This is a genomic window from Aquitalea magnusonii (genome assembly GCF_003202035.1).
Taxonomy (GTDB): domain Bacteria; phylum Pseudomonadota; class Gammaproteobacteria; order Burkholderiales; family Chromobacteriaceae; genus Aquitalea; species Aquitalea magnusonii.
The window spans coordinates 1-22,377 of the sequence record NZ_QJKC01000010.1 but is presented as its reverse complement, the minus strand read 5'-3'; the positions used below and the strand labels follow the sequence as shown (position 1 = coordinate 22,377).

At 57.3% G+C, this 22,377-nt stretch carries 27 protein-coding genes, 1 tRNA gene and 1 pseudogene; 18 read left to right on the top strand and 11 right to left on the bottom strand.

From position 1 onward, the window contains the following. Nucleotides 1-214: 214 nt before the first annotated feature. Nucleotides 215-373, bottom strand: a pseudogene (locus tag DFR38_RS11855) (IS5/IS1182 family transposase); the annotation flags it as partial. Nucleotides 374-689: 316 nt separating this feature from the next. Between DFR38_RS11855 and DFR38_RS11850 the strand changes: the two are divergent. The 5 genes from DFR38_RS11850 (at nucleotide 690) to DFR38_RS11830 (ending at nucleotide 3,118) form a co-directional block, all read left to right on the top strand. After that, nucleotides 690-929: a hypothetical protein gene (locus DFR38_RS11850; RefSeq protein WP_059284464.1), complete on the top strand. Its 240-nt coding sequence runs from the start codon at nucleotides 690-692 to the stop codon at nucleotides 927-929. 89 nt (nucleotides 930-1,018) lie between these two features. Then, on the top strand, nucleotides 1,019-1,582 hold the full coding sequence (locus DFR38_RS11845; RefSeq protein WP_059284494.1) for a BPSL1445 family SYLF domain-containing lipoprotein: 564 nt from the start codon (nucleotides 1,019-1,021) through the stop codon (nucleotides 1,580-1,582). A gap of 162 nt (nucleotides 1,583-1,744) precedes the next feature. Beyond that, nucleotides 1,745-1,951 (top strand): hypothetical protein, encoded by a 207-nt coding sequence (locus tag DFR38_RS11840; RefSeq protein WP_059284465.1) that lies wholly within the window; start codon nucleotides 1,745-1,747, stop codon nucleotides 1,949-1,951. Between the two features lie 194 nt (nucleotides 1,952-2,145). Beyond that, nucleotides 2,146-2,364: a hypothetical protein gene (locus tag DFR38_RS11835; RefSeq protein ID WP_059284466.1), complete on the top strand. Its 219-nt coding sequence runs from the start codon at nucleotides 2,146-2,148 to the stop codon at nucleotides 2,362-2,364. Nucleotides 2,365-2,581: 217 nt separating this feature from the next. Beyond that, on the top strand, nucleotides 2,582-3,118 hold the full coding sequence (locus DFR38_RS11830; RefSeq protein ID WP_059284467.1) for a ferritin-like domain-containing protein: 537 nt from the start codon (nucleotides 2,582-2,584) through the stop codon (nucleotides 3,116-3,118). 71 nt (nucleotides 3,119-3,189) lie between these two features. Here DFR38_RS11830 and DFR38_RS11825 read toward each other — a convergent pair whose 3' ends face one another. From DFR38_RS11825 to DFR38_RS11805, 5 genes are all read right to left on the bottom strand, one after another. After that, nucleotides 3,190-3,552 (bottom strand): hypothetical protein, encoded by a 363-nt coding sequence (locus tag DFR38_RS11825; RefSeq protein WP_059284468.1) that lies wholly within the window; start codon nucleotides 3,550-3,552, stop codon nucleotides 3,190-3,192. A gap of 96 nt (nucleotides 3,553-3,648) precedes the next feature. Further along, the gene (locus tag DFR38_RS11820; RefSeq protein WP_059284469.1) at nucleotides 3,649-4,848 is read right to left on the bottom strand and encodes an SAM-dependent methyltransferase; all 1,200 of its coding nucleotides are present in this window, start codon (nucleotides 4,846-4,848) and stop codon (nucleotides 3,649-3,651) included. Between the two features lie 96 nt (nucleotides 4,849-4,944). After that, nucleotides 4,945-5,799, bottom strand: a complete 855-nt coding sequence (locus tag DFR38_RS11815; RefSeq protein ID WP_059284470.1) for a hypothetical protein — start codon at nucleotides 5,797-5,799, stop codon at nucleotides 4,945-4,947. A gap of 43 nt (nucleotides 5,800-5,842) precedes the next feature. Next, on the bottom strand, nucleotides 5,843-6,685 hold the full coding sequence (locus DFR38_RS11810; RefSeq protein WP_059284471.1) for a BON domain-containing protein: 843 nt from the start codon (nucleotides 6,683-6,685) through the stop codon (nucleotides 5,843-5,845). Nucleotides 6,686-6,760: 75 nt separating this feature from the next. Next, a complete protein-coding gene (locus tag DFR38_RS11805) occupies nucleotides 6,761-7,060 on the bottom strand; it encodes a CsbD family protein (protein ID WP_082693249.1) in 300 nt (99 codons plus the stop codon). Between the two features lie 224 nt (nucleotides 7,061-7,284). Here DFR38_RS11805 and DFR38_RS11800 point away from each other — a divergent pair, with 224 nt between their 5' ends. The 3 genes from DFR38_RS11800 (at nucleotide 7,285) to DFR38_RS11790 (ending at nucleotide 8,300) form a co-directional block, all read left to right on the top strand. Further along, entirely contained in the window at nucleotides 7,285-7,695 is a 411-nt protein-coding gene (locus DFR38_RS11800) for a PRC-barrel domain-containing protein (protein WP_059284472.1), read from the top strand. Between the two features lie 150 nt (nucleotides 7,696-7,845). Further along, the gene (locus tag DFR38_RS11795; RefSeq protein WP_110313444.1) at nucleotides 7,846-7,992 is read left to right on the top strand and encodes a lmo0937 family membrane protein; all 147 of its coding nucleotides are present in this window, start codon (nucleotides 7,846-7,848) and stop codon (nucleotides 7,990-7,992) included. A gap of 104 nt (nucleotides 7,993-8,096) precedes the next feature. Beyond that, nucleotides 8,097-8,300, top strand: coding sequence for a glycine zipper 2TM domain-containing protein (locus DFR38_RS11790; protein ID WP_059284473.1), 204 nt, complete (start codon nucleotides 8,097-8,099; stop codon nucleotides 8,298-8,300). A 111-nt stretch (nucleotides 8,301-8,411) separates the two neighbouring features. Here the strand turns inward: DFR38_RS11790 and acnA are convergent, their stop codons facing one another. Beyond that, complete coding sequence (acnA, locus tag DFR38_RS11785) at nucleotides 8,412-11,120, bottom strand: aconitate hydratase AcnA (protein WP_059284474.1); 2,709 nt, start codon at nucleotides 11,118-11,120, stop codon at nucleotides 8,412-8,414. Nucleotides 11,121-11,381: 261 nt separating this feature from the next. On the opposite strand from acnA, the gene DFR38_RS11780 reads away from it, so the two are divergent. Continuing rightward, nucleotides 11,382-12,038 carry a BON domain-containing protein gene (locus DFR38_RS11780; RefSeq protein ID WP_204377390.1) on the top strand — a complete coding sequence of 219 codons (657 nt, stop codon included), beginning with the start codon at nucleotides 11,382-11,384 and terminating at the stop codon, nucleotides 12,036-12,038. A gap of 51 nt (nucleotides 12,039-12,089) precedes the next feature. Further along, nucleotides 12,090-12,593, top strand: a complete 504-nt coding sequence (locus DFR38_RS11775) for a hypothetical protein (protein WP_059284475.1) — start codon at nucleotides 12,090-12,092, stop codon at nucleotides 12,591-12,593. 420 nt (nucleotides 12,594-13,013) lie between these two features. Here DFR38_RS11775 and DFR38_RS11770 read toward each other — a convergent pair whose 3' ends face one another. From DFR38_RS11770 to ispB, 3 genes are all read right to left on the bottom strand, one after another. Then, nucleotides 13,014-14,213, bottom strand: a complete 1,200-nt coding sequence (locus DFR38_RS11770) for a tyrosine-type recombinase/integrase (RefSeq protein ID WP_059284476.1) — start codon at nucleotides 14,211-14,213, stop codon at nucleotides 13,014-13,016. Nucleotides 14,214-14,632: 419 nt separating this feature from the next. Next, nucleotides 14,633-14,707 (bottom strand) — tRNA-Arg (locus DFR38_RS11765). Between the two features lie 11 nt (nucleotides 14,708-14,718). Continuing rightward, a complete protein-coding gene (gene ispB / locus DFR38_RS11760) occupies nucleotides 14,719-15,687 on the bottom strand; it encodes an octaprenyl diphosphate synthase (RefSeq protein WP_082693247.1) in 969 nt (322 codons plus the stop codon). A gap of 192 nt (nucleotides 15,688-15,879) precedes the next feature. Between ispB and rplU the strand changes: the two genes are divergently transcribed. The 8 genes from rplU to DFR38_RS21030 all read left to right on the top strand — a co-directional run bounded on the left by rplU (nucleotide 15,880) and on the right by DFR38_RS21030 (nucleotide 21,961). Continuing rightward, nucleotides 15,880-16,191 carry a 50S ribosomal protein L21 gene (gene rplU / locus DFR38_RS11755; RefSeq protein ID WP_059284477.1) on the top strand — a complete coding sequence of 104 codons (312 nt, stop codon included), beginning with the start codon at nucleotides 15,880-15,882 and terminating at the stop codon, nucleotides 16,189-16,191. 12 nt (nucleotides 16,192-16,203) lie between these two features. Beyond that, nucleotides 16,204-16,479, top strand: coding sequence for a 50S ribosomal protein L27 (gene rpmA, locus DFR38_RS11750; protein ID WP_045847787.1), 276 nt, complete (start codon nucleotides 16,204-16,206; stop codon nucleotides 16,477-16,479). A 147-nt stretch (nucleotides 16,480-16,626) separates the two neighbouring features. After that, nucleotides 16,627-17,829 (top strand): GTPase ObgE, encoded by a 1,203-nt coding sequence (gene obgE / locus DFR38_RS11745; RefSeq protein WP_059284478.1) that lies wholly within the window; start codon nucleotides 16,627-16,629, stop codon nucleotides 17,827-17,829. Nucleotides 17,830-18,349: 520 nt separating this feature from the next. Next, nucleotides 18,350-19,129 (top strand): ABC transporter substrate-binding protein, encoded by a 780-nt coding sequence (locus DFR38_RS11740; protein WP_059284479.1) that lies wholly within the window; start codon nucleotides 18,350-18,352, stop codon nucleotides 19,127-19,129. Nucleotides 19,130-19,367: 238 nt separating this feature from the next. Then, a complete protein-coding gene (locus DFR38_RS11735) occupies nucleotides 19,368-20,057 on the top strand; it encodes an ABC transporter permease (RefSeq protein ID WP_059284480.1) in 690 nt (229 codons plus the stop codon). Beyond that, nucleotides 20,054-20,767 (top strand): ABC transporter permease, encoded by a 714-nt coding sequence (locus tag DFR38_RS11730; RefSeq protein WP_059284481.1) that lies wholly within the window; start codon nucleotides 20,054-20,056, stop codon nucleotides 20,765-20,767. The genes DFR38_RS11735 and DFR38_RS11730 overlap by 4 nt, the downstream gene beginning before the upstream one ends. Nucleotides 20,768-20,790: 23 nt before the next feature. Further along, nucleotides 20,791-21,558 (top strand): ABC transporter ATP-binding protein, encoded by a 768-nt coding sequence (locus DFR38_RS11725; RefSeq protein ID WP_059284482.1) that lies wholly within the window; start codon nucleotides 20,791-20,793, stop codon nucleotides 21,556-21,558. 199 nt (nucleotides 21,559-21,757) lie between these two features. Beyond that, entirely contained in the window at nucleotides 21,758-21,961 is a 204-nt protein-coding gene (locus DFR38_RS21030) for a hypothetical protein (RefSeq protein ID WP_146215971.1), read from the top strand. 188 nt (nucleotides 21,962-22,149) lie between these two features. On the opposite strand, the gene DFR38_RS21245 is transcribed toward DFR38_RS21030, so the two are convergent. Next, the coding region (locus DFR38_RS21245) for a hypothetical protein (RefSeq protein WP_211310758.1) at nucleotides 22,150-22,377 on the bottom strand (228 nt) is incomplete at its 5' end.

The following is a 22,377-nucleotide window of genomic DNA, read 5'->3' as shown; positions in this document are numbered from 1 at the left end:
GGGCCGTTACCACACAAGGCAAATGACTTGTATGTGCCTCTGAGCTGACGCTCAAGGCAGATAGGGCGTCAGGCCGCTTTGGCCGAACTGCCGTCGGCCAGCCCAATGAATTGGCCGTTGGTCGGCCAAAGCGGACGGTCCTAGCCAAAGGCACAAAGCCCGCTTTCGTATTGATTGCAGCCGATAAGGTATCTAGAAAAGCAAGGGCGATTCAGACATCGGCCTCGTACATTGCCGAGAACCGGGCATCAATTTTGGTGAGGGCTTCGTTAAGCCAGGCACGGATCGGTCGCAGCAGGTGGTTGATCGGGACGAATTCCTCAAGCCTTATGGTCGTGAATAAAGCTTCGTTATAACCGTCCGCTCCGCTCATCCTGCGCCCTTCCATTCCGGGTATTTGTCAGCCTCGTCGCTGATCCGTGTGCGATACGCCAGCATTTCAACAACCTTCCAAGAACACTTCATACCGCCAAATAATTTCAATTAACAGAATATTCATTCTGTGATGGATCCATATTCATTCAATCAAATATCGGTGCGCTGGCGCACAGACTGCATTGGCATACTGCAGCACAGTCGTATTTGCGGGTTGATTTTCTTGCCACCTATCAGCCTTCGGATGACATATCCGAGCTCTGCATTATTTGCAGACTGCCTGTGTATTGATTGGTGATAACCGGAGTCTATCCATGTTTAATATATTTCTATTGTCCATGATGATGAGTGGCCAAGCCGCCCCGATCATGCTGGCTGAAAATGACCCGGCGAATATGCCGGCCCCGGAGGCCTCAGCCCCTGCCGAAACGGCTGGCGACATGAGTGAGCAGCCGCCCCCTACCCCAACACTGAGTGATGCCGAGCGGGCCGCAGCAGATGAATATGCAGGCAAAGCGATTGCCGCCCATCCGGAAAACTACCGTAGCCACTGACATATTCATTCTTTCTGCAAATTTCTCGCTCAGTCACGCGGCAGCGCTCTGCCGTACACATGAATTACCACGCACTCCGGAGAATGATCATGAATAAACGTCTCTGCATCGCCCTATTACTCGGCATGTCCATGATAGCTTGTACTACCACCATGCCAGCGAATCAGGCTAGCCATGTTTCGAAACGCCAGGCTATCGATGCCAATGCCGAGGAAACATTAAATGACCTCTATCACCAGGCGAAAGGCTCGCGAGAGCTGGTGGCAAAAGCCAAGGGTGTTCTGGTGTTTCCATCCGTACTCACCGCAGGCTTTATGGTAGGGGGCGCGTATGGCGAAGGTGAATTGCGCATTGGCAATGAACAAGCTGGCTATTACAAAACCATGACTGGTTCAATCGGCTTTCAGGCCGGTGCACAATCCAAAGCCATTATCTTTTTGTTCATGACCCAGGAAGCACTGGATCATTTCCGCCAGGGCAATGGCTGGACTGCTGGCGTTGACGCCAATGTAGCCCTGCTGACCATTGGCGCAGATGGTTCTGTCGATACTGAAACAGCCAAGGCACCAGTCGTGGGATTCGTGCTGACCAATGGTGGATTGATGTTCAATGTTTCCTTGCAGGGAACGAAGGTTTCCCGGCTTAATCTCTAGCCAACAATTATATGACTCCCTCTTCAATTTTTTATGTCCTTATGTGTCATGCTGCACAGAGCCATATCTCCTGAAGATCCATACTGTTTTCATGCCGAATGTTACATATTTACCTGATAGTCCATTCGGCATGAACACTCTTCTCTTTGAAAAGGAAATATCATGTCACTGGAAAACACCAACCCCAGCACTGCACATAAAGCCGCTGCAACCGAACACAAAGCCTGCGCCGATCTTCACATGAAGGCAGCAGATAGTCATGACAACAAGAAACTCGATGAAGCCAAGGCTAAATCGGCCAGTGCACTGCAAAGCAGCGAATCTGCGCACAAACAGTCAAAGGCCGCCAGCGACTGTTCCGCCAAATAATACTGATCGCCTTGCCAAATTACTGGCAAGGCAATTAAAAAGCTCGCTTCGGCGGGCTTTTTATATCCATTCATAGCCAATCATTTTATATCCTCATGCGTGGGATAGCGCACGGAGTTTTCGCTGACGTGCCCGCATAATGTATATGTTGACCTTGTGTTTTCACACCGGGCAGCATTTCAGAGGTAAAGATCATGAGCAACTTCAATGACAAGCAGCAAAATCAAAAACCTGCTGATGCAGACAAGAACAAGTCTACATCAACCATAAAGCAGCCTGCCCCGGCCTTTGCAGAAAAGACAGGTCAAACCGCCCCCAGAACCGACCCAGGCAAGCCGGCTGCACCGAAGGAAGTGGGCAGCATGCATGATGCCAAACAGGGCAGCAATGCCACGACCAAGCCCAAGCAATAATTAACAAGCACATGGCTGCCGTATCGGAATGATAGTGGTAGCCATCCGCTTGTTACCGCCTTCATTCTCACTTCCTACCGGCAGAAAAATCGAATTGCTGTTCAGCCTGCACTGAGCGGATGCCTGTTGGAAATTAAAAATCTGCAGCCACTATTTATCATTTCACAAACCAGACAGTTGCAAAGGTTTTCGAGCTGATAATCAAGGAGTTTTGCTGATGAAAAACGACAAGGACAACTCCACCAGCAGTACCGAACAGGACATGAGCAACAATGCTGCCAAAAAAATGACTGATGGTGCGGTAACACAAGGCTATCGAGGCGAGCGTCACAAATTGATTGCCTTGCTCAATGCTGCCCTGGCTTCCGAGCTGGTCTGCTTTCTTCGCTATACCCGCTTCTATTACACGGTGGGTGGACTATCCAATACCGCATTGAAAGCCGAGTTCATGCAGCATGCCCGGGAAGAAATGCAGCATGCCAATATGCTGGCAGAGCGTATTGTTCAGCTCAATGGCAAGCCTGATTTTGATCCGGAAAACCTGCTGAATAATGCGCATACCCAGTATGACGACACCGACAAGATCCAGGCCATGATCAAGGCCAATCTGGTGGCTGAGCGTATTGCCATCGAATCCTATCGCAAAATGATTCTGGAATTGCAGGATAGCGATCCCACCACCAGCTTGTTGCTGACGACGATTCTGTCACAGGAAGAAGAGCATGCAGAAGAGATGCGCAGCCTGCTGGATTGACAACATGATGCCGTATCAAGATAAAAGTCCGCACCATGCGGACTTTTATCTTGATACGGCTTGGCGATGATTCAGCAGCGGCGATGGAAATATGTAGGCATGCCGTGTTGATTAGCCGGCGAGGCCGGCTGCGTGACCAACTGGTCAAACAGCTTGCACACCCCGCGGGTCGCGCCGCTCTCGTGGGCAAGCATGATCTGAAACAGCTGGACAATGGTCTCCTCACTTAGCCTGCCTATATGTCGGGATGCGACACCCGCACTGATGCAGTGAAAAATGGCGCGGCCATTACCATCCAGCTCCCGGACATCATCAATGGTAAAGCGCATGGGCACATGGGCTGAGCCCATCATCAGCCAGTAACCGGCCAGTGTTACGCCTTGGTGGCTGCCTTTCAGGGTCAGAATCTGGTGCAGGATTTCATCTTCAGACATGGTGGCTCCCGTTTCGCTAAGGGGTCATATTTGGCTGCAGCATGCTGTACCGCTAACAAGGTGCGCTGGGCTGTAGCCGTGTTTATCCAATGGCACTCACTCGTACATATACTGGCGGGACCATGCCAAGGTATCGGCAGGACGTCCTGCGGGCTGACACAGAATCTGGTAAATGCTGACTACATCGTTACAGAAGGCATAGGCACACCCGGCCAGATAAATGCGCCAGATACGGTAGCGTTCCTCGCCGATTTCCTGGCGGATGCTACTGCTGTTCTTCTCGTAATTCTGCGACCACAGGCTGAGGGTCAAGGCATAGTGACGGCGCAGGTTTTCCACATCCAGCACCTCCAGACCACCCTGCTGCATGGTGCTTAGCGTGGTGCCGATATGGGGCAACTGGCCGCCGGGAAAAACATATTTGTCGATGAAATTGCCGGCGCCGAATGGGGCGTCCCGCTGACGGGTGCTGACCGAGGTGATGCCGTGGTTCAGTACCAGCCCATCCGGACTGAGCAGATTCACTATCTGCCTGAAGTAGTCGGCCAACCCCTTGATGCCGACGTGTTCAAACATGCCGACGCTGGTAATCCGGTCAAAACTGCCGGACACATCGCGATAATCCATCAGCCTGATTTCTACCCTATCCTGCACACCGGCCTGCTTTACCCGGCGTGTGGCTTCTTCAAACTGCTGTTGTGACAGGGTAATGCCCAGGCATCTGGCACCGAATTGCCGTGCCGCCCGGATGACCAGCGCACCCCAGCCACAGCCGATATCCAGCAAGGTATGCCCGCTTTGCAGCCTCACCTTGGTGAGGATATGGTCGATTTTCTTGATTTGTGCTGCCGCCAGTGTTTCATCACCCTCGGAAAAATAAGCGCAGGAGTACACCATTTCCGGGTCCAGCCACTGTGCGTAAAAGTGGTTGGACACGTCGTAGTGGTACTGAATGGCCTGGCGATCGGCCCGACGATTATGCTGAAACAGCAGCCCCGCCAGGCGCTGCAAGGGATAGGGCTTGCCACGCCGCGCCAGGGCATGCGCCATCTCGATGATGTCATCCAGCTTGCCGTCGATATCGACCAGGCCCCGGACATACGCTTCACCCAGATGGTCCAGCCGCGGGGAAAGCAAGTAACGCAAGCCGGCAGCCTTGCGGATGTGCATGGTCACCAATGGCTGCTCGAACAGCCCGAAATCAATGGACTGTCCATTGCAGACCAGACGCGCCGGCAAGGGGCTGTGCTGGCGTAGCTGGCAGGCCAGGCGTTCTATGCGTTGTTGCCAGATCATGCGGTATGTCCTTGCAGAAGGAGCTGGCCTACCCGGCCAGCCAGGGTTGCGGGATGCAAAGCGGCCTGCCTGCACTGGCGGCAAGCCGTGCTGGGTTCAGGGTTCTGCACCTGGGCGATGCCTGAGCTCATCCATTGTGGGCGGCCGCTGCGGGTGCATGGTCTGTTCCGGCTTGTCTGGCGCAGCAGCTGCACCGGCCTGCCCGGCGGGTTTGCGTATGGATTCGGCGTGGCCATCAGCGGGTCTGGCCGGGTGTGGGGGCTGCTCTGCAGAGCGGGCCCGATGCGGCGGATCCGCGTTCATCGGGTGCTTGTTATCCGGCATGGCTGGCGCGGCATGGCGTGCAGGGTCTGGCACAGGCCGTGGCGACGAAGGTGGCTGCGCACCGGGCGTGGCGAGTCCGGGAGGATGGCGGTCAGTACCGTGCTGTCTTGCTTGCTGATGCTCCAGCGTGGACTGCTGCTTGAGAGAATGCGGGTAGCGGTTGCCACCATATTGTTTCTGATAATCGGGCAGCGGGCTGGCTGGCGGTACGGATTGCCTGTTCCACTGCTGCCAGTCCGGGTACTTGCGGCTCCAGCCGGCTCCCCAGTGCTGGTCCCAGGGCGGCGCTGCATTGGCGTTCCTGCCAAGAAAATAAGCCGGGCGATGATGGTAATAACGCAAGGGAATGCGCCAGATGAACACGGGCACCCGGTCTGCCGCCATCGGTGTCCATGGCCCGTTATACCAGCTGCTGTAATACCAGCCATCTTCATGGAACACCCAGTAACGGCCGCCATAGAAAAAGTAGTTGAGCTGCTGCGCAGGGTCGTAATACACCGGGTAACCCGGAATGAGGATCAGGGAAGGATAACTGCTGATGCTGATGTCAAGACGGGTCTGCGCTTGCAGGGTGGTACTGGGCCCAAGCAGCAGCGACAGGGAAATGCCAACCAGTATGTAGCGCATGGTGTTTGCTCCTGATCCCGTCCCGGCGATCCGATGATGATGGCTATTGACCAGACAAGGACAAGGCGGACGCATCTACCTGCCTTACGCCGCGCACGTTCTTGCTTAGTTCAATCGCCAGCGCGCGCTCGGCTTTGCTGCCCAGCCGGCCGCTCAGTACCACCACGCCATGACGTGTCTTGACGTTGATGCTGGAGCTTTCGACATGGCTGGAGTACAGCAGGCTGGATTTCACCTTGGTGGTGATCCAGCTGTCCGAGATGCTTTGCTCGGCATGCTGGCTGGAATTTTTCACCGACTCGGCCAGCGTAGGTTTGACAGTGCGGATCTGTAGCTGATTGTCTACCGACACCACACCACGGGTGCTGCTTGCCATGCGGCTGGCCGCCTGGCTGGCACTGGCGCTATTGGCTGTTCCCTGCAAGCTGACCTTGCCCAGCTTGGTATGCACCGTCACAGCAAGCCCATCGGCGTACTTGCTCCACAGCAGTTTGGATCTGACTGCTGCGGAAATGGTGGCATCGTCGGTCAATTCGCCATAGCTGCGGGCGGCGCTGGACTTGCTCGGCACAAAATCGCTGTTGACTTGCAGTTGGTTGTCCACGCTGGTGACGCCAGCGACAGCCAGGGCAATTTCTTTGGCCAGCTCCTTTTTCACCCCCTCCTCCACCGTACCGGTCAGCGTGACCTTGCCTTCATGCACCAGCACCCGGATGTCCTGATCACGCAGCGATGGATTCAGGGTGTAAGTAGTGGATAGCTGGCTTTCCTGGCGTGCATCTTTTAAGTCCTGATTGCTTGCTGCCGCCTGAGCCGGGTTGCAGTTAAGCAGCGCAAGGCAGGCGACCAGGGTGGCCGGCAGCAGCTGGCGGGGTAGGGTTTTCATGGTGCAGTTCTCCGGTATGGGTAGAAGCAAGACAAAGGCCGGGCACAGCGCGGCCGTGAAAATGACAGTCCGCGCCTATTTGAGCTTGTCCAGAAAATGCTTTACCTGACGCTCGGCTTCTTCACGCGTAATGGCATAGCGCTGCTGGATCAACCCGATCAATTTCTGCGCCTGGCCTTCGGCACGCAGCAGTTCGTCGTCGGTCAATTGGCCCCAGACAACCTTGGCCGCACCCACATGCTCCTTCCATTTGCCTTTCAGTTCATCAACGCTGGGGAAATGAAAGCTAGCGTCCTGCTTACTGATCTCGACCGAGACCTCTACCGCGCTCTGTTTGGCGGCAAGGGTTTTGTCCTGCTCGGCTGACTTGTCCATGAAACTCTCCTTGGTGATGGGTCTGCAGCCAGGGTAGGACTTGCCCGCCAGGCCGGTCTGTACGCCAGCGCACACCTCGGCAATATGTTGTGCCGGTGGATTTATCGGTCTTCGGTGTGCTGCCGAACAGTGCAGTGCTAATGGCTGGCGTAAGCCGGAGCAGTAGCCAGCAATCCCTTTGGCTACGGCAGAAGCAAGCCGTGCTTCGGTTTAAGGAGAAGGTGATGAACCAGATGCAGCTCAATACGGATGGCAGCAATCGCACCAGTAGCAACACCGGCGGGCCTGGGCCCTATCTGATGGGTGCCAACACGCTGACAGGTGACGCTGTTTTGAATCAACAAGGCGAGGTGCTGGGTGACATCAAGGAAATCATGCTGAATGTCAGCAGCGGCCGGGTGGCATATGCCGTGCTGGCGTTTGGCGGCTTCATGGGGCTGGGCGAAAAGCTGTTTGCCGTGCCATGGCAAGCGCTGGTACTGGACCCCATCAACAAGCGTTTCATGCTCAATATCAGCAAGGAGCGCTTTACCCACGCGCCAGGCTTTGACAAGGACCAGTGGCCGGACATGGCCGACCCGGCCTGGGCCGGTATCGTTCATGACTTCTACGGTACCGATCTCTACAGCGAATAAGAGCGGCTAACAGAATAGCGTAGTGCCCCTGAAGCCAGGCGCGCCGACGCACCGTGATTTTGTTAGCAGACCCAAGTACTGGCAGGTGTGGGTCTGGCGGATGCATTGCCATCCGCCTGATGCCGCCTGCCTGTTTGCAGGAGTGTCATCATGTTGGAAACAATTGCAGTGATTCTGTTTTTGCTGTGGGCGCTGGGCATGGTCACTTCCTACACCATGGGTGGGCTGATCCACCTGTTGTTGCTGTTGATGCTGATCGTGGTGGTGGTGCGTGTCCTGCAAGGGCGTCGCATCTAGCCTTGTCACATCAAAGCCCCCACCAACGGGTGGAGGGCTGATGCCAGAGCCAGCCGACGCCAGCAACTGCGCGTTGCCGGCAGAGCGGGTTCAAGGAGAGATTCATGGGTGCAGTGCGAAACGGATTTTGCGCAGTCATGCTGCTGGCCGGACTGGCTGGCTGTTCTTCCATGTCGGAACGCGGCAAGGATACGGCCATCGGTGCCGGCATCGGCGCTGGCGTGGGCGCCGTCCTTACCGGTGGCAGTGCGGCGGGCACGGTGGGTGGTGCTGCCGTAGGTGGCGTGATTGGCCATGAGGTGAAATGAAAGCACTGCCGGCACGGGCTGATCGCTGCTTGTGCCGACGGCGCTTTGCTTCATCCATCATCCGCCCATCCCATGGGCAAGCTTGCTCTGCGTTGCCGAGGCCCGGACTCTCTACAAGGGTTTGTCGGCAGTTCTTAACAGGCTGCGCAATACGAAGGGCAATATCCCGCCATGGCGGCAGTAGTCCACCTCGGTTGCGGTGTCTACCCGTAACAGCAAAGTGCAGCGCCGGTGAGCACCATCGGGGTAGTCGATATGCAGCTGTACCGGCTGTGCCGGAAGCAGTGTGTTATCCAGCCCCTCCAGCGTGAACAATTCCCTCCCAGTCAGCCCAAGCGATGCGATGGAGTCCCCTGCCATGAATTGCAGCGGCAACACCCCCATGCCCACCAGATTAGCACGGTGGATGCGCTCGAAGCTTTCGGCAATGACCGCACGCACACCAAGCAGTGCTGTTCCTTTCGCCGCCCAGTCCCGGCTTGACCCGCTACCATATTCCTTGCCAGCAATAATCAGCAATGCCACCTGTTCTGTCTGATAACGCCGGGCAATATCATGGATGAAGCCTTGCTGGCCATCCGGCTGGTGCAGGGTCATGCCGCCGGTGACCGGACTGCCATCTGCGGCCGGAGGCAGCATCAGGTTGCGTATCCTGATATTGGCAAAGGTGCCGCGCACCATGACCTGGTGATTACCCCGGCGCGAGCCGTAGCTGTTGAAGTCAGCAGGCGCGATGCCCAGTTGCTGCAAATAGAGGCCGGCACAGGAGTCTGCGCCAATACTGCCTGCCGGGCTGATGTGATCGGTGGTGACCGAGTCACCAAACAGCGCCAGCGCCCTGGCCTGCCGTATTGCCTGCCGTGGCGGCGGCAGGTCTAGCACTACCGCATCAAGAAAGGGCGGACGGGCAATATAACTGGAAGGTGGCCAGCTGTAGGCCTGCTGCGGGTTGAGCGGCAACGCCTGCCACAAGGAGGCGTCAGGCACTTGATACAAGCGTGGATAGCTTGCCGGGTCTTCTGCATCGTGCACGGCGCTGTCTATTTCCTGCTGGCTTGGCCACAGCATGGACAGATAAACCGCATTGCCTTGTGCGTCCTGGCCAAGCGGCTCGCTGCCCAGGTCTATGCCTATCCGTCCAGCAAGGGCAAAAGCCACGACCAGCGGCGGACTCATCAGGAAATTGGCCCTTAGCGCCGGATGAATGCGCGCTTCGAAATTGCGATTGCCGGACAGCACGGCGGCGCAGACAAGATCCCCCTGGACAATCTGCTGCTCTAGCACCGGGTCCAGCGGCCCCGAATTGCCAATGCAGGTGGTACAGCCATAGGCCACCAGCTGAAAACCCAGCTGTGCCAATGGCTCGAGCAAGCCGGCGCGGTGCAGGTAGTCACGCACCACTTGCGAACCGGGGGCCAGCGAGGTCTTGATGTGGCTCGGCACTTTCAAGCCCAGTGCCACCGCCTTGCGCGCCAGCAGGCCGGCCGTCAGCATGCTGCTTGGATGCGAGGTATTGGTGCAGGAGGTGATGGCAGCAATCACGATGTCGCCATGCGTCAGTTGCCTGGTTTGCGCCGGGTGCGGCGACCTATCGCTGGCCACCCCGCCCTTGCCAAACCCACCCTGCTCGACTGGGGCAAACAGCGTGCTCATGAAACTTTGCTTCAACTGACGCAGCGAGATGCGATCCTGCGGCCGGCGCGGGCCAGCCACGCAGGGCTCGATGTCTGCCAGGTTGACGTTGATGATGCGGCTGTAGTCGATCTCGCCCAGGCATGGCATGCCGAACATGTGCTGCGCCTGGAAATAGGCCTGAAAAGCAGCCACCTGCTCGCGGTCCCTGCCGGTGGCAATCAGGTAGGCCACGGTTTGATGATCAGGTGGGAAATACGCCACGGTGGCGCCATACTCCGGGGCCATATTGGCAATGGTAGCGCGGTCCGGCACGGTGAGCCGGGCGGCCCCATGCCCAAAGAATTCCACAAAAGCACCTACCACACCCGACTTGCGCAGCAGCGCGGTCAGGGTGAGCACCACATCCGTAGCAGTCACCCCCGCCGGCAAGTGTCCGTGCAGATGCACGCCCACCACGTCGGGCTGCAACAAGAACACCGGCAGTCCCAGCATGGCAGACTCCGCCTCAATACCGCCCACACCCCAGCCCAGCACGCCCAGCCCGTTGATCATGGTGGTATGTGAATCGGTGCCAACCAGCGTATCGGGAAAGTAAATTCGGTCATCTCGGCTCAGCCCTGGTGCCAGATACTCCAGATTCACCTGATGAACAATGCCGCGTCCAGGTGGTGTGACCTGCAGATTGGCAAAGGCGTGCTGACTCCATTTGATGAAACGGTAGCGTTCAGCATTGCGCTGATATTCCAGCAGCAGGTTGCGCTGCAAGGCATCGGCTTCGCGGAAGAAATCCACCTGCACCGAATGATCCACCACCAGATGCACCGGTATTTTCGGCGTGATCAGCGCGGGCGACCTTCCCAGACGGATGGTGGCATCGCGCAGGGCCGCCAGATCGCACAGCAAGGGCAGGCCGGTGAAGTCCTGCAACAGGATACGCGCCACCACGAAAGGGATTTCCGTATTGCGCTCCGCTTGCGGCTGCCAGTTGGCCAACTGGCGCACATGGGCCTCGGTCACCCGCTCGCCATCCAGATTACGCAGCAGCGATTCCAGCATGATCCGCAAGGACACCGGCAGCCGCGCGATGGCACCAAAGCCCTGCTGTTGCAGCAAAGGCAGGGCGTAGTACAAACCGACCTGCCCCTGGCCGAAGGAAAATTCGCGTAAATAGCTGGCACTGTGCATGCTGTGGCCTCCTGCAAAGGGTGGTGCATTTCCATGCTTGCCGCTGGATGGCGCAGGGCCAAGCAGAAAGTGGCATGGTGTCAGCAGCGCGCCGCATATTCTGTGCGCAAGCATACATAACCCACAGCGCCGGAACTCGCAGCCCGGCGACCATTGGCCAGCGCGGCGGCATGCAAACGACGCCTACTGTGTGCGCTAGCCAACAGACCGATCTGCATATTCGGCTCAGCCTTTACTCCTCTCATACAAAGGAGTGATGCCATGATCAAGAATGATGCCCAACTGCAAAGTGATGTCCTGGCCGAACTGAAATGGGACCCGGCGGTCACCGCCACCCACATCGGAGTGGAAGCCAATCAGGGGGTCATTACCCTGAGCGGCCATGTTGCCAACTTTGCCGAGAAGTGGGCCGCTGAAAAAGCCACTCAGCGTGTGGTTGGTGTGCAGGCGATTGCGGTAGAGATCACCGTTGATCTGCCCGGATCGGACAAACGCAGTGATGCCGATGTATCGCGCGCGGCGGCCAATGCCTTGCAGTTGATGGGAGGAAGCTGCGGCAAATCCATCAAGGTGATGGTGGAGAACGGCTGGGTCACTTTGTCCGGTGATGTGGAGTGGGACTTCCAGCGCAAGGCCGCCATCCGCATGCTCCGGCATGTAAGCGGAGTGACCGGGGTAAGCAGCACCATCAACATCCGCCCGAAGCTGCAGATGCTGGCGGTGAAAGACGAAGTGGAAGCAGCACTGAAGCGCCGCGCCATTGCCGACATCAACAGCATTACCGTCAGTATCGATGGCCCGGACATCACCCTGGGCGGCACAGTCCACAGCTGGTCAGAACGCGCACTGGCCAATCATGCGGCGGCCTGCCTGCCAGGGGTGCGGAATGTCATCGACAACATCCGCGTTGTCATCTGAACCCGCCGGCGGCGGCATTGTCTTGTTGCCCGGCCATGAAGGACATGCATCATGGAACATGAAAAATCATCGGTTTATGTTTACAACACCCACCAGGAAGCGGAGGAAGCCATCCGGGTGCTCAGTCGCTCTGGATTTGATGTGAAAAAGCTTTCGCTGATCGGAAAGGGTTATCACAGCGAGGAATTCCCGGTCGGGTTTTATAGCACCGGCGACAAGATCAAAACCTGGGGCGGCATTGGTGCCTTTTGGGGAGGTTTGTGGGGCTTGCTGCTGGCACCGGCGGTGTTCATGATCCCCGGGCTGGGCCTGCTGGCCATGGCCGGGCCGGTAGTGAGCGCGCTGGTTGGCGGTTTGGAAGGCGCCGTCATCATTGGCGGGCTGTCCGCCGTGGGTGCTGCGCTCACCCGCATCGGGGTCAGCGGTGAGGAAGCCATCAAGTATGAGTCGGCGCTCAAGGCAGACAAGTATGTGTTGATGGTGCATGGCTCACCGGAAGACATTGCCAAGGCGCATTCTGTGCTGGCGAATCAGACGAGCTGGCAAACTGCCTGAAACAAGCATTAACCGTATGCCTTGCGCTCCAGTGGTGCTGGTCGCAGGGCATTTCTTGCTTTCGCCCAATACCGAGCGGATATCGTTCAGCACCGTCTGAATGATTGACTTATTCTGATGTGCCCGCTCTGCAGAATCGGTGCGCCACATGGCCGCCTTGCCTGCCTTACGCAATATATCCAGAATTAGGGTTTTCTGGTTTGGGTTTGTCCGGATTTCTGTGTAAACCCGCCGTTGTTCAACAAGCAGCGGAGGGACCGCTTGGGCCGACTTGCAGCCCTACCACTAGCAGCTGTAACCGTAGGTCGGCTAATACGGTGATTTAATCATGCATGACGTTCACCTTGACCACGTTGATCGGCAAGGTCTGGTAGAGCTGTGTGTATGGCAAGAGGCTGGATTGTCTACTGCCCCTGGGCGCTATCCAACTTGCTGCTGGCTGACGTAGTTCGACCACCATTGCATCATGCGGCGGCGCTCTTCCATGTATTCGGCGCGGTTGTAGGCGGCGCGGACCCGATTTCTTTCGACATGGGCTAGCTGGCGCTCAATGGCATCAGGGTTGAAGCCTTCTTCATTCAGGATGGTGGATGCGGTGGAGCGGAAGCCATGGACATCGGCCTTGCCCTTGAATCCCATGCGATGCAATGCCCTACGCAGCGTTTCCGGCGACATCGGACGGTTCGGGCTGTTGCGATTGGGAAAGATGTGTTCTCGTCCGCCGCTGATGGCTTGCAGCTCGCGCAGGATGGCAAGCGCGTGGTCAGAAAGCGGCACAAGGTGCGGCGCTGCGGATTTCTTGGACTTCTCGGTCAGCTTGCGGTGTTCGGGCGGGATAGTCCACAGCTTGGCGTCAAAGTCGATCTCCTCCCATCTGGCCATACTCATTTCCCCTACCCGGGTGAAGGTGTGAAGCATCAGCTCCATCATCAGCTTGGTTTGCCGGTTGGAATCCATTTCTTTTAGTGCATGAAGAAACTCTGGCAGCTCATCGCGGTTGAGGGCTTTGCGATGCTCCACTTGCGGCGTCTTCAGTGCGTCCACCAGTGGGGCCGCAGGGTCACTGTCGCAACGACCTGTCAGAATGGCGAGCCTGAAGATAGACGAGCAACGCTGACGTAAGCGTTTGCAGGTGTCGAGGTTTCCCGCCTTTTCCACGCGGCGCAGAACTTCTAGCAGCTCAAGCGGCTTGATGTCGTTGATGGGCGTTGCGCCGATGTAGGGGAAGATGTGAAGCTCCAGCGAGGTCATCACCCGTTCGGCGTGCTGTTCGCTCCACTCATGTTTTTCTTTGTCATGCCACTCTCCGGCGATGGCTGCAAACGTGCTTTCTGAGGAGAGCTTGGCCGCCAGTTTGTCCGCTTTGCGCTGCGCGCCTGGGTTGATGCCATCAGCCAACAATTTTCGGGCTGCGGCAGCTTTGTCTCTGGCTTCGGCGATTCTCACGGTCGGGTATTTGCCAAGGGCGAGCTTTCCGGCTTTGCCGTTGAAACGGTAGCGAAAGAGCCAGCGTTTGCCCCCTGCGGGGGTGACTTCCAGATACAGTGATTCACCATCTGGAAGCTGGTAAGGCTTATCTTGCGGCTTGGCTTGCTTTACGGCGACATCGGTCAGTGCCATTGGCGTGTACCTTTTCGTTGAGTACCTTTTTCTGTGTACCTTTCGCGCCCTATCTGGGAGGGCTGGCCTGCGTGACGCTCATTTAGACATGGCCGTGATTTCAGACAGGGGAGCGCGTGGGCTGGTTTGGCTGAGAGTCTTGGCCTGTCCCTGGTGACAAGCGCTGGTTGTGACTAGCTTCCCTGTCGCGGATGATCGCGGCGTGGCGCGGTGTACCCAAACATGAGTAGGGATTGCAAAAGGTACTAGAGGTATTGTGTACCTTTTTGGAGGATGTTTGCTAGAGGGTACGCCAAAAGGTACACAAATATGGCGGATGGCACTGTATGTCGCTGGACACTGTTGGACAAAGAAAAACCCGAAAAGCCTTATTCGGAGAGGGTTTTTTGGACTTTCCTGGACCGCTTGGGAAGGGTGGGTGGCGCCCCCGACAGGAATCGAACCTGTAACTGCCCCTTAGGAGGGGGCCGTTATATCCATTTAACTACGGAGACCTAAATCCGGATCAGGCGTTGCGTTCGACCGACAGGCGGGCCAGTTCGACCAGTGCCTGTTTCACCGGGGTGTCCGGCAGTTCGGCAATGGCGGCCACGGCTTGTTCGGCGGCTTTGATGGCTTCGTTTTTGGCGTAGTCCAGCGCGCCGCAGGATTGTACCGCAGCCAGTACGGCGTGGAAACGGTCGCGGCTGGCGTTTTCCAGTGCCTGGCGTACCACCTCGGCAGCCGCCGCATCGCCCTGGCGCATGGTGTAGATCAAGGGCAGGGTGGCCTTGCCCTCGGCCAGATCGTCGCCCAGGCTCTTGCCGATGGTGTCGGCGTCGCCGCTGTAGTCCAGCACGTCGTCGATGATCTGGAAGGCCGTGCCCAGGTACATGCCGTAGTCGGCCAGCGCCTTGACCTGGGCCTCGCTGCCGTTTGCAATCAGCGCGCCCACGCGGGCGGCGGCTTCAAACAGTTTGGCGGTCTTGTACTGGATGACTTGCAGGTAGTCCTGTTCGGATAGCGCGGTATTGCCGATATTCAACAGTTGCAGTACTTCGCCTTCGGCGATGATGTTGGTGGCTTCGGCCATCACCTGCAGGATCTGCATATTATTGGTGGTGACCATCATCTGGAAGGCGCGGGTGTACAGGAAGTCGCCCACCAGCACGCTGGCGGCATTGCCAAACAGGGCGTTGGCGGTTTCGCGGCCACGGCGCATGTCGGATTCGTCCACCACGTCATCGTGCAGCAGGGTGGCGGTGTGAATGAACTCGATCATGGCGGCCAGTTCGTACAGATGCGCGCCTTCGTAGCCCAGCGCCTTGCCGGACAATAGCGTGAGTACCGGGCGCAGGCGCTTGCCACCCGCGGAGATGATGTATTCCGCCACCTGGCGGATAAGCACTACATCGGAATGCAGGCGGGCGCGGATGACGCCATCTACGGTCTGCATGTCTTCAGCGATCAGGGTACGGAATAGCGGGGTGGACACGGTTTTAGCCAGTTGTTGGTTTTAGCGGAGCCAGAAGCGCGGAATGTTACCAGAAAAGCCTTGCAGACAGCCATGCCCAGTCTGGCTCTGCGGCTAAACTGATGAAATTATTGACAACTTTGAATCGACTGCGTATAGTTTCGCGTTCTTCTCGCGTGATGCGGTGAAGATCCCTCTTTAGGAGCTAAGCGAATGTATGCGGTCATAAAAACCGGCGGCAAGCAGTACAAGGTTGCCATCGGTGAAAAACTCAAAGTAGAACAGATACCTGCAGACGTCGACAGCCAAATCGTACTCGAAGAAGTGCTGATGGTCGCTGACGGTGAACAGGTTGTTGTAGGCGCCCCGCTGGTAGCTGGTGCCACCGTTACGGCTACTGTCGTTTCCCACGGTCGTGGCGACAAGATCCGCATCTTCAAGATGCGTCGTCGTAAGCACTACCAGAAACACCAGGGTCATCGTCAGAACTTCACCGAAATCCGCATCGACGCGATTTCGAAGTAAGGATAAACAGTCATGGCACACAAAAAAGCAGGCGGTAGCTCCCGCAACGGTCGTGACTCCGAAGCCAAACGCTTGGGCGTGAAGGCTTACGGTGGCGAACTGATTCCGGCAGGCTCCATTATCGTTCGTCAGCGTGGTACCCGTTTCCACGCTGGTGAAAATGTTGGTCAGGGCAAGGATCACACCCTGTTCGCCAAGGTTGACGGCTATGTTCAGTTCACCGTTAAGGGTGCACTGCAGCGCAAGATCGTTACCGTGGTACCGTACACCGGTGTAGACGGCGAATAATCGCTTTCTGCAGACAAGAAAGCCCTATCCTGTGAGATAGGGCTTTTTTTTATCCGGCTTGCCGCTCAGGGCGGGCCTGTGGAGGGGCAAGGCGTGAGGGCTGGATGAGGCTCGCAACCTTGACGCCTGACTCCTCAAGGAGGATTTATGAAATTTATCGACGAAGCCCGTATTGAAGTGATGGCGGGCAAGGGCGGCAACGGTGCTGCCAGCTTCCGTCGTGAAAAGTACGTGCCCTTTGGTGGCCCGGACGGTGGCGATGGCGGCAAGGGTGGCAGCGTGTATGCGGTGGCGGATGAAAACGTCAACACCCTGGTGGAATACCGTTTCGTCAAAAAATACCTGGCACAGGATGGCGAGCGTGGCCGTGGTGCCGATTGCTATGGCAAGGGCGGTGACGATATCGAACTGCACATGCCGGTGGGCACGGTGATTACCGATCACGACACCGGCGAGCTGGTGGCCGACCTGACCCACCACGGCCAGCGGGTGATGATTGCCCGTGGCGGCAAGGGTGGCCTGGGCAATATCCATTTCAAGTCGTCCACCAACCGCGCGCCGCGTCAGAGCACTCCGGGTGAAGAGGGCGAACAGCGTACGCTGAAGCTGGAACTGAAGGTGCTGGCCGATGTGGGCCTGTTGGGCATGCCGAATGCCGGCAAGTCCACCTTTATCCGTTCGGTATCGGCGGCGCGTCCCAAGGTGGCGGACTATCCGTTTACCACGCTGCACCCCAATCTGGGCGTGGTGCGCATGGACGATACCAGCAGCTTCGTGATTGCCGATATTCCCGGCCTGATCGAAGGTGCGGCCGAAGGTGCCGGGCTGGGCCATCGCTTCCTCAAGCATCTGCAGCGTACCGGCTTGCTGCTGCATATCGTCGACGTGGCACCGTTCGATCCGGATGTCGATCCGGTACGTGAAGCGCGCGCCATCGTGGCCGAGCTGGAAAAATACGATGCCGAGCTGCACGGCAAGCCGCGCTGGCTGGTGTTGAACAAGCTGGACATGCTGCCGGCAGAAGAGCGCGACCTGACGGTAAGCGCCTTCCTGGAAGCCTATGGCTGGCCCAAGACCCAGCCGGATGACAGCCTGGGTTTCGATGTCGATACCCCGCGCGTATTCGCCATTTCCGCGCTCACCCACGAAGGCACCCGCGAACTGGTGCGTGCCATCGACAACTATCTGCGCATCATGCGCGCCCGCGCCCGTGCGGCCGCCGAAGAAGCCGAGCGTCTGGCCGAGGAGGCCCGTCTGGCGCGCAAGGCCGCTGCCCGTGCCCGTCAGGAAGAGATCGAGGCGGCCAAGGCTGCTGCTGCCGCGGCCAAGGCCGCCGGCGAAGACAACTAAGCCGCACGCACGGTTTGCACAGCCGGTTTCCCTGTCGGGAACCGGTTTTTTTGCGCCTGAAGGATGGCCTGTGTCGCGGGCCGGGATGGCGTGGGGCCTGGTTGCCGCAGTGCGGCAACAGCGGCCAGCCACGCTCCGGTGCGGGTGTTGCACCTGCTGGCAGCACCCTGCCCGGCAGGGCTGGTCACAGGGGGGCGGCGTGATTTTCTTGGTCGCGCTACGTGTTTTTACTTGCGCTTGTTGTATTTTGTACTCAAAAATACAATCGAATGCGACTTGATTTTCCATTTCTGGGCGTTTACTTTGCCTGCTGTCCTCCCCGGTCAGGATGGATGCGTTATTTATCCTGTATCCGGAATCGAGGTTCTGGACAATTTGCGCTATTCATATAACCATGCAGGCAATCAGCTGACCTGCCCAAAAGGCAGGGCGTGTTGATGCGGCGTATCGGTATGTCGCGGTGGCAGGGGCTGCCCGGCATGTTGTGAACAAATAAAACAAAGCAGTAAGGAGAAGTCTGATGAGAAAAGTGATTACCGCCGTTTCTCTGGCACTGATGGCCACTTCTTTTGGCGCGTTCGCCAAGGACTGGAAGGAAGTTCGTTTTGGCGTTGACGCCAGCTACGCTCCGTTCGAGTCCAAGGCTCCGGATGGCAAGCTGGTCGGTTTCGACATCGATCTGGGCAACGAAATCTGCGCACGCCTGAAGGCCAAATGTGTCTGGGTGGAAAATGACTTCGACGGCATGATCCCGGCGCTCAAGGCCAAAAAGTTTGATGGCGTGCTGTCCTCCATGTCCATCAACGAAGCCCGCCTGAAAGAAATCAACTTCTCGGCCAAGCTGTTCAACACGCCGACCCGCATGGTGGCCAAGGCCGGCTCCGGCCTGATGCCGACTGCCGCTTCGCTGAAGGGCAAGCGCGTGGGTGTTGAGCAAGGCACCATCCAGGAAGCTTACGCCAAGGCCCACTGGGCACCGGGCGGTGTAGAAGTGGTTCCTTACCAGAACCAGAGCCTGGTGCTGGCTGACCTGGCCTCCGGTCGTCTGGACGCCTCGCTGCAAGACGCCATCCAGGCTGACGAAGGCTTCCTGAAAAAGCCGGAAGGCAAGGGCTTTGCCTTCGCCGGTGGTGACCTGAACGACCCGAAAACCCTGGGTACCGGTGCCGGTATCGGCCTGCGCAAGGAAGATACCGATCTGAAGGCTGCCATCGACAAGGCGATTGCCGGCATGCTGAAAGATGGCACTTACAAGAAAATCGAAAAGAAATACTTCAAGTTTGACGTATACGGCAAATAAGTCGTAAGCCAGACTGAAGCACAGCGCCCCGGCGGAGTCTGACCGGGGCGCGTTTTCATAACGGGTACGGAGGAGATGCGTAACACCCACTGTTACGTCCGTATCCATATCGCCTTGCACACCAGACTGACCTGCAGCCACCGCTGCTGCCAGGGCTTGCCCGTGGCTGCCTGTGGCATGGCTTCGGGCCGCGCGTGATCTGCGTGGGCAAGCGCATAAACATACAGGGGGAACGGCCATGTTTCTGGATGGATTCGGGCCTATCATCCTGGACGGTGCATGGGTCACACTGGAGCTGGCGGTCATGTCGCTCTTGGTGTCTTTCGTCATCGGTCTGGGAGGCGCTGGCGCCAAGTTGTCGAGCAATCCGCTGCTCAAGGGCATTGCCACGCTTTACACCACATTGATTCGCGGCGTACCGGATCTGGTACTGATGCTGCTGATTTTCTACAGCCTGCAGATCGGCATGAACCATCTGACCGAATGGCAGGGCATGGAGCAGATCAACCTCAATCCCTTCGTGTCCGGCGTGTTCACCCTGGGCTTCATCTACGGGGCCTATTTCACCGAGACCTTCCGCGGTGCCTTCCTGTCCGTGCCCAAAGGCCAGATCGAAGCCGGCATTGCCTATGGCATGAGCAGCTGGCAAACCTTTTCCCGCATCCAGTTTCCGCAGGTGATGCGCTTTGCCCTGCCGGGCATCTCCAACAACTGGCAGGTGATGCTGAAGGCCACCGCGCTGGTGTCCATCATCGGCCTGTCCGATGTGGTGAAGGCCTCCATCGATGCCGGCAAGAGCTCCTACAAGGTATTCTTCTTCACCGTGGTGGCCGGTGCCATTTACCTGATTCTGACGTCGGTTTCCAGCCTGGTCCTGATGTGGCTGGAACGTCGCTATTCCACCGGCGTGCGGGAGGCTGAACTGTGATCGACATCATCCAACAATACTGGAAAGCCTTCCTGTGGACCGATGGCTACCATCTGTCCGGCCTGGCGGTCACCATGTGGCTGCTGGTGGTTTCCATTGCCTTCGGTTTTTGCGCTTCCATTCCGCTGGCCATCGCCCGCGTGTCCCGGTCCAAGTGGCTGTCGCGCCCGGTATGGCTGTTCTCCTACGTGTTTCGCGGCACCCCGCTGTACATCCAGCTGCTGTTCTTCTACACCGGCATGTACAGCCTGGATATCGTGCGCGATGTGGACATCCTCAATCACTTTTTCCGCGAAGGGTATAACTGCACCATTCTGGCCTTTGGCCTGAATACCTGTGCCTATACCACCGAAATCTTCGCCGGTGCCATCAAGGCCACCCCTTATGGCGAGATCGAGGCTGGCCGCGCTTATGGCATGAACAAGTTCACCCTGTACCGCCGCGTGATCATTCCTTCCGCGCTGCGCCGTGCCCTGCCGGCCTACAGCAACGAAGTGATCCTGATGCTGCATGCCACCACCGTGGCCTTTACCGCCACCGTGCCGGACATCCTGAAAGTGGCACGCGACGTGAACGCCGCCACCTATGATTCGTTCGACGCCTTTGGCCTGGCGGCGCTGATTTACCTGTGCATCACCTTCATTCTGGTGGCCCTGTTCCGCAAGGCGGAAAGCAAGTGGCTGGCGCACCTGCGCCCGATGAAGACCTGAGCAACACGCAAGGATAAGCAAAGATGGAAAAGCTAGTCGTCAAAGACCTGCACAAAAGCTATGGCAGCCATGAAGTGCTCAAGGGCATCTCGCTCAAGGCCAAGGCCGGCGATGTAATCAGCATCATCGGCTCCTCCGGGTCCGGCAAAAGTACCTTTTTGCGCTGCATCAACTTTCTGGAAAAGCCCAATGCCGGCAGCATCAGCCTGGGTGGCGAGGAAATCAGCCTGCAGAAAAACAAGCAGGGCGAACTGATTCCGTCCGACCAGAAACAGCTGCAAACCATGCGCTCCAAGCTGGCCATGGTGTTCCAGCACTTCAATCTGTGGGGCCACATGACAGTGCTGGAAAACGTCATCGAAGCCCCCATCCACGTGCTGGGCCTGTCCCGCGACGAAGCCATTGCCCGCGCCGAAAAATACCTGCGCAAGGTAGGGCTGGATGCCCAGGCCCAGGCCAAGTACCCGGCGCACATGTCCGGTGGCCAGCAGCAGCGTGTGGCCATTGCCCGCGCACTGGCGATGGAGCCGGAGGTGATGCTGTTTGACGAACCCACCTCGGCACTGGACCCGGAACTGGTGGGCGAAGTGCTCAAGGTGATGCAGACCCTGGCCGAAGAAGGCCGCACCATGATTGTGGTGACGCATGAAATGGGCTTTGCCCGCAATGTGTCCAACCATGTCATGTTCCTGCACAAGGGACTGGTGGAAGAAGAAGGCCACCCGGACGAAGTATTCGGCAATACCAAGAGCGAGCGCCTGAAAGCCTTTCTGTCCGGCAGCCTGAAATAAGCTATTTGGTCTTTAGTCTGATAAAAGCGGCCCATCGTAATGATGGGTCGCTTTTTTTATGTTCAATTCAGTCATGAGAAATTTAAAAACACAATAAATAAAGTGAAGATATCAAAAAGAGCTGGATAGTAATATTTTGGAGTGATTTGTATTTATCTTGCTGTCTAGCTATGGAGAAGTAATTCAATGGGTGACTGCAATGGCTGAGAAGATAAGTAATGCAACTTTTATTGCGAATCCGGTGTTAGTTGTATTTCCGCTGCCGTGGTCGCCAGATGCTGGTATGCCTGTTGTCAGTATTCCAAGAAATCCTGATGCAATTACGCAAAGAAAGATTAAATGGCAAATAACTCTTAATGATATTGATAAGATTTTATGTGTATTTTTGTTGATAATCTCCTGATGTGGCTGGTTCAGTATCGAATTTTATATCGACTAATTGATTATTTCGGTTTGTGGACAGGCTGCAGCGTCGGGTGAAAATGGGTAGCGTGTCCGGGTTGGATGGGGTGCGGCTTGTTGCGCGGCCTGGGCTTTTTGCACCTGTTGGCGTTTGGGGTCGGGGCGGCCGGTGGTCGGGTTGGCTGGGCTTTATTGGTAGGCCATCAGTATCCAGCGCACCGGCTCGACCTGTTCACGGTAGCCGCGCCAGCGGTCCAGCAGCCGGGGGTAGTGCACCGGCAAGCTGGGCATCAGCTTGCCCTGGGTGAAGAAGCGTTGTACCTCAAAGCCTGCTTGGCGGTTGCTGACGCTGCGACCAGGAAACTGGGCATGCCAGATACCGCTTTGCGGGCAAGGTTCACCGCTATGGCAGGTCGT